This is a genomic window from Streptomyces sp. NPDC001617 (genome assembly GCF_053596855.1).
In genome coordinates this window covers 265,037-274,896 of record NZ_JBSFHA010000003.1, presented here as the reverse complement: position 1 = coordinate 274,896, position 9,860 = coordinate 265,037, and the positions used below count along the sequence as shown (strand labels likewise).

The window sequence follows — 9,860 nt, the reverse complement described above, 5'->3', positions numbered from 1 at the left end:
AGCAGGGCGGAGGTCTTCCAGTCGCCTTCGCCGCCGAAGCCGTAGCCGTCGGCCATGAGGCGCTGGACCGCGAGGCCGGGCAGCTGGCGCAGGCCTCCGAGGTCCTCGAAGTTGGTGGTGAAGGCGGTGAAACCGCCCTCCGTCAGGAAGGCGCGCAGGCCGAGTTCGAGGCGGGCCGCGTACAGCAGCGAGTCGTGGCGGATGCCGCCGGGGCGCAGGGCCGGGACGACCTCGTACGACTCCACGTACTCGTCGGCGAGTTCGGCGGCCGCCTTGTCCTCGACGTCGTCGACCACGGCGACCAGGTCGTTGACGGCATAGGTGTTGACGGAGAAGCCGAACCGCAGCTGGGCCTCCACCTTGTCGCCCTCGGTCACCGCGACGTCGCGCATGTTGTCGCCGAAGCGGGCCAGGCGCAGGGTGCGCGAGGTGTGGCGGCCGACGGCGGCACGGGCCCAGGCGGCAACGCGCCGGATCACCCTCGGGTCGGTGGCGTGACCGGCGACGATCTTGCGGTCGACGCCGACGCGGGACTCGATGTGCCCGAACTCCCGGTCGCCGTGGGCGGCTTGATTGAGGTTCATGAAGTCCATGTCGATGCTCGGCCAGGGCAGCGACAGGTTGTACTGGGTGTGCAGATGCAGCAACGGCCGGTCCAGCGCGCTCAGTCCGGCGATCCACATCTTCGCTGGGGAGAAGGTGTGCATCCACACGATCACGCCGACGCAGGCGTCGGAGGCGCTCGCCTCCTGGCACATCCGGCGGATCGACTCGGCGTCGGTGAGGACCGGCTTCCACACGATCCTGACCGGGACCTTCCCGGGGCGGCCGAGGGTCTCGGAAATGCTTCTGGACTGGTCGGCGACCTGGCGCAGCACGTCGTCGCCGTACAGGCCCTGGCTACCGGTGAGGAACCAGATCTCCTGGCTGTCGTAGGGCCTTTCGGAAATGGTCATGAGGGGGTTCCTTCCACAGTGGCTCAGGCAGAGGCTTCCGCGCGGATGCGGCGCAGGCGGTGCATGACGTCGTTGGTGCCGCGGCCGAAGTAGTCGTGCAGCACGCGGTACTCGGAGTAGAGGCGCTCGTAGGCCGCCGCGCGCTGCGGGTCCGGCAGGTAGACCCGGCGGTGGACCTTGCCCATGGCGTGGGCCGCGGCACGGATGTCGGAGTACGCCCCGGCGGCGACGGCGGCGTGCATCGCGGCGCCGAGGGCCGGGCCCTGGGTCGAGCCGATGATGCTCAGCGGGCGGCGGGTGACGTCGGCGTAGATCTGCATGAGGAGGGCGTTCTTCGTCAGGCCGCCCGCGATGATCAGTTCCGTCACCGGTACGGCGGCGGACTCGAAGGCGTCGATGATGGTGCGGGTGCCAAAGGCGGTGGACTCGAGCAGGGCGCGGTAGATGTCCTCGGGGCGGGTGGAGAGCGTCTGGCCGATGAGCAGGCCGCTGAGGTCGTGGTCCACCAGGACGGAGCGGTTGCCGCTGTGCCAGTCGAGGGCGAGGAGGCCGTGTTCGCCGACCTTCTGTCCGGCCGCGAGGGCGGTCAGGTACTCGTGCGGGGTCTGGCCGGCCGCGGCGGCACGCTCCGCGTACTCGGCGGGCAGGCCCGTGCGGACGAACCAGCCGAAGATGTCGCCGACGCCGCTCTGCCCGGCCTCGTAGCCCCACAGCCCGGGGAGGATGCCACCGTCCACGACCCCGCACATGCCGGGCACGGCACCCTGCTGGTCGGAGCTCATCACATGGCAGGTGGAGGTGCCCATGATGGCGACCATCTGGCCGGGTTCCACGGCGACCGCCGCCGGGGCGGTGACATGGGCGTCGACGTTGCCGACACAGACCGTGATGCCCTCCGACAGCCCGGTCCAGGCGGCCGCCTCGGCCGTCAACACTCCGGCCGGATCGCCGAGTTGACCGATGGGATGGTCCAGCTTGTCGGTCACGAAGTCGGCGAAGTCCGGGTGCAGCGCCGCCAGATACTCGGGCGACGGGTAACGCCCGTCCTGGTACTGGCCCTTGTAGCCTGCCGTGCAGGCGTTGCGGACGTACGTCCCGCACAGCCGCCACACGATCCAGTCGGCTGCCTCCAGCCAGCGCTCGGTGCGCCGGTAGACCTCGGGGTCCTCCTCCAGGACCTGGAGCGCCTTGGCGAACTCCCACTCCGAGGAGATCTTCCCGCCGTACCGCCCAAGCCACGGCTCCTTCATCTCGGCGGCCAGCGCGTTGATCCGGTCGGCCTGGCCCTGGGCGGCATGGTGGCGCCACAGCTTGACGTAGGCGTGCGGGCGGTTCTCCAGGCCGGGGAGTTCGCGCAGCGGTGTGCCGTCGGCGAGGACCGGCAGGACCGTGCAGGCGGTGAAGTCGGTGCCGATGCCGATGACTTGCTCCGGCCGCACTCCGGCGCGGGCGAGAGCCTCGGGTACGGCGCCTCGCAGCACGTCGATGTAGTCCGAGGGGACCTGCAGGGCCCAGTCGGGGGGCAGCCGGGTGCCGTCGGGCAGGGTCCGGTCCAGGACGGCGTGGGCGTAGACGTGCTCCGCCGACGCCAGTTCCGCGCCGTCGCTGACCCGTACCACCACGGCACGGCCGGACAGGGTGCCGAAGTCGACGCCCACGACACAGGGTTCTTCAGACACGGGCCAACCCACCTCTCTCGTTCGATATGTCAGTCATCGTTCGGAATGCTGGACAGAAGGGCGGGGGGCCCGGCCGCGACCGGGCCCCCCGGGTGGGTCAGTTGACCCGTACGACCTGCCACAGTTCGTCATCGGCGCCGTTGTCCGCCGACTGGACGATCAGCGCGCCGTTGGCGGTGGAGGCGGAGGCGACGTCCGCCACCAGGCCGCTGCCGGAGTTGACGAGCTTGTAGTAGCCGCCGCCCGCGTCCGTGAGCGTCCACTTCTGGGAGCTCGCGGTGGACGACGAGTTCTGGACGACGGCCGCGCCGGCCGAGGCCGAGCCGTTGTTGTCGAGGAACAGACCGCTGTTGACGTTCTTCACGGTCCACGCCCCGCCGCTGACCGACTGGAACGTCCACAGCTGGCAGTTGTTGGCGGTGTTGACCCACTGGCCGGCCTGCTTGCCCACCGTGGTGGAGGCGCCGGGGATCTCCAGGAACTTGCCGCTGTTCTTGTTGACCAGCCGGTACTGGCCGGTGGACAGGGTGGGCAGGGCGGTCTGGGTGAGGTTCCAGCGCTGGCAGGCGCAGCCGGTGTCGGACCACTGCCCGGCGGCGGTGCCGACGGTGGTGGAGGCGCTGGGGATCTCCAGGTACTTGCTGCTGATCCGGTTGGTGGCGGTGAAGCCGCCCGCCGGGTTCGGGGCGATCGCCCACTCGTGGTCGAGGGTGCCGTTGTCGTCCCACTGCAGGACCTTGGCGCCGTTGGCGGTGGACTGGTTCTGCACGCCCAGGACCTTGCCACTGGCCACGTTGAAGATCTTGAAGTAGCCGGAGGTCTGCTGGACGAACTTCCACTGCTGGTCGGTGGCGTTGTCGGCGTTCTGCTGGGTGGCGTTGATTCCGTTGGTGGTGGAGCCACCCGCGATGGCCAGCATCAGGTTGCTGTTGGCGTTGGACATGGTGTACGTGGCGCCGTCGGAGATGCCGCCGCCGAGGTCGATGGTGCCGTAGGTGACAGGGTTGAGGCCGGTGCTGGTCAGGTGGCCGCCGCTGAGGACGAGCAGGCTGTGGCCGTCGGCCAGCGGGAGCAGACCGCGGCTGTAGCCGCCGGGCACGGTGGAGGCGATGCGCGTCCAGGTGTTCGCAGCACCGTTCTGGGTGTTGAGGAACAGGTCGTCACTGCTGTTGGCGCTGACGACGAGGGTGCCGTTGGCGCCGCCGGTGGGCAGCCAGGTGATGTACGGGGAGCTCTTGGGCTGGGTGCCGTCGGTCGCCTTGAGGGCGATGCCAGTGGCGGAACCGAACGCTTCCGGGTTGGAGGAGATCTTGTAGTAGACGGCGAAGCCGCCCTCCGGAGCGCCCCAGAACTCGTACGTCATCACGTAGTTGCCGTTGGGCAGCTTGGCGACGACGGGCATGCCCGGGCGGTCACCGTACGTCGAGGTGGCGACGTCGTTCACCACGGAACCCCAGGTCAGGCCGTCCGTGCTGACCTGGTGCACGATCTTCTGGCCGTTGTTGGGGTCACGCTGGTCGGAGTAGTACGCGATCAGCTTGTTGCCGGACACCATCAGGAACGGCTCCCACACCGGCGTCTTGCCGTTGGTGGGGTCGGCCTCGCCGCCGGTGGCGATGGTGCTGACGTAGGACCAGCTGCTGCCATGGTCGGTGCTGGCGTACAGGTCGAGGGAGGTCGAGGAGAGGTCGCTGGGGATGGAGTTGCCGGCGGCGAGGATCGTGCCCGCCGGGAAGTTGCCTACTGCGGTGGGGAGTTCGTACAGGAACGGCTGGTAGCGCATGCCGAAGCCGTTGTGCGTGTCGGTGATGCTGGAGATCTGCGTCCAGCTGTTGCCGTTGTCGGTGCTGCGGTAGATCGGGAAGACCGGGGTGCCCGAGCTGTACTGCTCGAACGTGGCGAGCAGGGTGCCGTCGGAGGATCCGCTGTACTGCAGGCGCACGGCGCGCGGGTAGAGCGAGCCGGGGGACGGGGCGTTCGACGGCGGGGTGTACATGGTCTGCGAGGCGCGCGAGATCGCGTGCGCCGGGCCGGCGGCGGGCAGGACGAGGGCGACGGCGGCTGCGAGCAGGGCCAGCAGCAGAGTGATCGCCTGGGTGCGGGGTACGGCGCGGAGTATGGCGCCTTCCCTGGTGGTGGACATGGGCGGCTCCCAAGGGATGTCCGGGATGAGGGGGTGGTGCTGGGCCCGCCGCTCTCCGGGAGAACAAGGAACGGCGGGTGTCCGAGGGGGCGGGTCAGCCGGCGCGGCGCAACCGGATGACGTTCCAGGAGACCGGCGGCAGGCTCGCGGTGAGACGGCCGTCGGCGACGGGACCGGTGTCGGCGGCGTACGGGCGTACCCGGTCGGGGTCGTCCTGGGTGTTGGCGGCGCGGATGTCGGGGTCGCTCAGCACCGAGTGCTCGACCGGCGTGTAGCCGGGGAACGCCCGCAGGTCGAGGGCGAGTTCGACGTTCTCGCTCTGGTGCCGGTTGACGGCGAAGACGGTGAGCTCGTCGGCGCCGTCCGCCTCCGAGAGGTGCGTGGCCACGGCGTCGACGACGGAGACTTCGCCGAAACGTTTCGTCTCATACGTCGGCGCCACCGGCTCCACGCGCAGGACCGTGCCTCGGGCGTGCCGGGCGGCCTGGGCGAAGGGGTGGAAGGTGGTCTGCCGCCAGCTGGGACCGCCGGCCTCGCTGCGGATGGGGGCGATGACGTTGACGAGCTGGGCGAGGCAGGCGGCGGTGACGCGGTCGCTGTGCCGCAGCAGGCTGATCAGCAGCCCGCCGACGACGACGGCGTCGGCGACGTTGTATTCGTCCTCGATCACGCGCGGGGCGACGGCCCATTCGGCGGGCTTCTCCTGCGCCTCGAAACGGGTGTTGTACCAGACGTTCCACTCGTCGAAGGAGAGGTTGATCCGCTTCTTGCGGCGCAGCTTGGCCCGGATGTGGTCGGCGGTGGCGACCACCGAGTCGACGAAGTGGTCCATGTCGACTCCGGAGGCCAGGAAGCTGCCGAGGTCGCCGTCGAGTTCCTCGTAGTAGGCGTGGCAGGAGATGTAGTCGACCTGGTCGTACGCCTCCTCCAGGACCGTGGCCTCCCAAGCGCCGAAGGTCGGCATGGAGGAGCTGGAGCTGCCGCACGCGACCAGTTCGAGCTTCGGGTCGATCATGCGCATGGCCCGGGCGGCCTCGGCGGCGATGCGGCCGTACTCCTGGGCGGTCTTGTGGCCGGTCTGCCAGGGGCCGTCCATCTCGTTGCCCAGGCACCACATGCGGATGCCGAAGGGGTCGGGGGCGCCGTTCTTGATCCGCTGGTCGGACCAGGCGGTGCCGCCCGGGTGGTTGCAGTACTCCAGCAGGTCCAGGGCCTCGGCGACGCCCCGGGTGCCGAGGTTGAGGGCCATCATCGGCTCGACGCCGGCCTTCTCGGCCCAGCGGTGGAACTCGTGCAGGCCAAACGCGTTGGTCTCGGTGCTGTGCCAGGCGAGGTCGAGACGGGTGGGCCGTTCGGCCACCGGGCCGACGCTGTCCTCCCAGCGGAAGCCGGAGACGAAGTTGCCGCCGGGATAGCGCACGGCGGTCACGCCCAGCTCGCGCACCAGGTCCAGGACGTCACGGCGCAGGCCGTCCTCGTCTGCAAGGGGATGGCCGGGCTCGTAGATGCCGGTGTAGACGCAGCGGCCCATGTGTTCGACGAACGAGCCGAAGGTACGGGGACTCACGTCGGCGACGCGGAAGGCGGGGTCGACGGCCAGGGAGGCGTGCAGCATGAAGGTCGCTCCGGGAGGTGCGCGAAGAAGAGGGGAGAACGGGCGGGCCCGTCAGGTCACTTGAGGCTTCCGACGGTCAGACCGCCGCGCCAGTACCGCTGGAGGAGCAGGAAGGTGACGATCAGCGGCAGGATCGCCACCAGGGAACCCGCGATGACCAGGGTGAACAGCGCGTTTGCGCCGGACTGGATCATCGCCCCCTCGTACCAGGACTGCAGGCCGACGGTGAGCGGGAACAGCTTGTCGTTGTTGAGCATCACCAACGGCAGGAAGAAGTTGTTCCAGGTGCCGACCATGGAGAACAGCAGCACCGTGACGAGCGCCGGCTTCAGGGTCGGCAGTGCGACCGACCACAGCACGCGCAGCTCGCCGGCCCCGTCCATGCGGGCCGCCTCCAGCAGCTCGTCCGGCAGGGACTCCTGGACGTAGACCCGTACGAGGTAGACGCCGAAGGGGTTGAGCAGCTGGGGCAGGATGACCGCCCACATGGTGTTGGTCAGCGCCACCTTGCTCAGCAGCAGATAGGTGGGGATGGCCAGCGCGGTGGCGGGCACCATGATGGCGCCGAGGAGGCTGGAGAAGAGCAGGTTGCGACCGGGGAAGCGGTACTTGGCGAAGGCGTAGCCCGCGAGGGTCGCCACGGCGGTGGCACCGACGCCGCTGACACCGGCGTAGATCGCGGTGTTGCCCATCCAGCGCAGGTACTCGCCGTCGTTGTACGTGAACAGCTGCTGGAGGTTGGTGAAGAAGGAGCCCGGCGAGTGGAACCAGAGGGCGGCGGTGGAGAAAAGCGCGTCGTTGCCCTTGGTGGCGGCGACGACCAGCCACCAGAACGGCAGCAGGAAGTACAGGATCATCGCGACCATCACCACGTTGACGGTGACGCGTCCACCTGCGGCGGACGGACGACGGCCGGTGGCCGGGGCGGCGGTTACGGCGGGTGCGGCGACGGTGGTCACTTCAGTCCGCTCCTCTTGCGCGTGGCGAACAGGAAGAGGTAGGAGCCGATGAAGACCACCGCTCCGAGGGAGAAGGAGATGGCGGCGGAGTAGTTGAACTCCGAGTACTGGAAGGCCAGGTTGTAGGCGTACAGGTTCGGCGTGTAGTCCGGCGTGATCACCGAGGAGGCGGTCTTCTCCAGGACCCGCGGCTCGGTGAAGAACTGCAGGGTGCCGATGAGGGTGAACATCAGGGTGAGCACCAGCGCCGAGGAGATCATCGGGACCTTGATGCGCAGGGCCGTCTGGAGCTGGCCGGCGCCGTCGAGCTTCGCCGCCTCGTAGACCTCGCGGGGCAGGCCCTGCAGGGCGGCGTACAGGACGATCATGTTGTAGCCGGTCCACTGCCAGGTCACGATGTTGCCGAGCGAGGTCAGCATCAGACCGTGCGACAGCAGGTCGACCTTGCCGAGGCCGAGCGAGTTGCTGATCGAGTTCACCGGGCCGAAGGTCGGGCTGTAGAGGAAGCCCCACATCAGGGCGCCGATCACCGCGGGCACGGCGTACGGCATGAACAGGGTCATCCGGAAGACCTTGGCGAGCCTGCTGGTGACCTCGTCGATGATCAGCGCGCCCAGCAGGGCGAAGCCGAGCATCAGCGGGATCTGGACCACACCGAAGACGACGACTCTGCGCACGCCGGACAGGAACTGCGGGTCGGTGAAGGTCTGCTGGTAGTTGGCGAACCAGCTGAAGTGGTCCCCGCCGACCAGGGTGGAGGTCCTCAGGCTCAGCCAGAAGGCGTAGCACAGCGGGGCCACCAGGAAGGCCAGAAAGAGCAGGAGGAACGGGCTGACCAGCAGCAGGCCCATGCCCTTGTGCCGGGTGCGGGCGGACAGCCCGCCGGGGCGCCGGCCCGCCACGGGAGTGCGAAGTCCCCTCGCGGGGACGGCACTTGGCGGTGCCGTCGCGGTGGATCCCTGCTGTCGGAGCAGGCTCATCACTTCTCCTTGCGCGTGGTGCGGGCCCCCGCCGGCGGCGGAGCTGTCGGGCGCGGACGCGCCGGCGGGGGCGGTGGGGAGTCGGGACTCGGGCCGGTTACTTGCTGACCTTGAATCCCTGCTTGCCCGCGTAGGAGGTCACCTGCTGCTGGACGTTGTCGTTGACGGACGACCAGGCGGTCTGGCCCTGGAGGGCCTTGCCCACCTCACTGGTGTCGGTGTTGTAGGCGTAGTCCTGGAACGGGCTCCAGTCGAAGGTCGAGATGCCGTTCGCGGCGGGCACGAACACCGAGTTGATCTGCTGGCCGCCGAAGAAGTCGTACTTCTTGGACTTGAAGTACGCCCCGTTGAGGACCGGGTTGGACAGCGGGAAGAGGTAGGCCTGGTCGATGCCGATCTTCCAGGCCGCCTGGGAGGTGCCGAACAGCTCCCGGGCGACCTCCGTGGCCTCCTTGGGGTGCTTGGTCTGCGAGGTCACCGAGAAGCTCGAACCGCCCCAGTCGCCCTGGGCGCCCGCACCCGCCGTCCACTGCGGCAGTGGGGCGACGCGCCACTTGCCGGAGGTCTTGGCGGCGACGCTGGAGAGGTAGCCCGGGCCCCAGCCGGCCGCGATGTAGGTGGCGTACTTGCCGGTGCTCAGGCCGTTGTAGAAGTCCGTGGTGGCGTACGACTGGGTGTCGACCAGCTTGTTCTTGACCAGGTCGCCCCAGTACCCGTACACCTTCTTGGCGTTGTCGTCGTTGAGCTTGACCCCGATGTCCGGCAGCTTGCTCGCCGAGTACGTGTAGGGGCGGGAGCCCGCCTGCCACATCAGGCCCTGGCGCCAGCCGGCGGCCGTCTCGTCGCTGCCGAAGTCGGTCATGTAGGCGCTGGGGTCGGCCTTGTGCAGCTTGGCCGCCTCCTCCTTGTACTCCGCCCAGGTGGTCGGCACCTTGAGGTGGTACTTCTTGAAGAGGTCGGCCCGGTACATCATCGCCATCGGGCCGCCGTCGACCGGGATGGCGTAGACGTGGTCGCCGTCGGAGGCCTGGTTCCAGGCCCAGGACACGTAGTTGCCCTTGTCGGCGTTCGCGCCGTACTTGCCCATGTCGAGCAGGCCCTTGGTGAGCTGGATGGTCGGCAGCTCCTGGAACTCCAGCATGACGACGTCCGGGGCGCCCTGGCCGGCCTTCAGCGCGGTCTTCAGCTTGGTGTACTCGTCCTGGCCCACGCCCGCCTGCACCCAGTCGACCTGGACGTCCTTGTGGGTCTTGTTGAACTGGGCCACGACCTGCTTGAACTGCGGGTACCAGGCCCACACCTTGATGTGCACGGGACCGCTCTGCGCGCCGCCGCTGGAGCTGCCGCCCCCGCCTCCGCAGGCCGCGAGAAGCACACCGGCGAGGGCGGCGGAGGTCGCCGCGACCGTGGTCCGGCGGAGGGAACGGAGCTGGGGCTTTCTGCTGGACGACATGAGCGATCTCCTGGGTGTGGTGCCCGAGGGCAGGACGGAGTACGGGAGGTGCGGGGGGCAGGGAGGTGCGCCGGG

The 9,860-nt window shown here is 69.0% G+C and carries 7 protein-coding genes; all 7 read right to left on the bottom strand.

Features of this window, described 5'->3' with window-relative positions; translation table 11 throughout:
• Window positions 1-956 (bottom strand): L-arabinose isomerase family protein (locus ACWC09_RS04200; protein WP_450848282.1); only part of this gene is annotated, 956 nt, incomplete at its 3' end.
• Between the two features lie 23 nt (window positions 957-979).
• Window positions 980-2,635, bottom strand: a complete 1,656-nt coding sequence (gene araB, locus ACWC09_RS04195) for a ribulokinase (protein ID WP_450848280.1) — start codon at window positions 2,633-2,635, stop codon at window positions 980-982.
• Between the two features lie 97 nt (window positions 2,636-2,732).
• Window positions 2,733-4,778 (bottom strand): RICIN domain-containing protein, encoded by a 2,046-nt coding sequence (locus ACWC09_RS04190; protein WP_450848278.1) that lies wholly within the window; start codon window positions 4,776-4,778, stop codon window positions 2,733-2,735.
• Between the two features lie 94 nt (window positions 4,779-4,872).
• Window positions 4,873-6,393, bottom strand: a complete 1,521-nt coding sequence (gene arfA / locus ACWC09_RS04185; protein ID WP_450848276.1) for an arabinosylfuranosidase ArfA — start codon at window positions 6,391-6,393, stop codon at window positions 4,873-4,875.
• Between the two features lie 56 nt (window positions 6,394-6,449).
• Window positions 6,450-7,352, bottom strand: coding sequence for a carbohydrate ABC transporter permease (locus ACWC09_RS04180; protein WP_390667040.1), 903 nt, complete (start codon window positions 7,350-7,352; stop codon window positions 6,450-6,452).
• Complete coding sequence (locus ACWC09_RS04175; protein ID WP_450848274.1) at window positions 7,349-8,332, bottom strand: carbohydrate ABC transporter permease; 984 nt, start codon at window positions 8,330-8,332, stop codon at window positions 7,349-7,351. The genes ACWC09_RS04180 and ACWC09_RS04175 overlap by 4 nt, the downstream gene beginning before the upstream one ends.
• 97 nt (window positions 8,333-8,429) lie before the next feature.
• Complete coding sequence (locus tag ACWC09_RS04170; protein ID WP_450848272.1) at window positions 8,430-9,785, bottom strand: ABC transporter substrate-binding protein; 1,356 nt, start codon at window positions 9,783-9,785, stop codon at window positions 8,430-8,432.
• Window positions 9,786-9,860 lie beyond the last annotated feature (75 nt).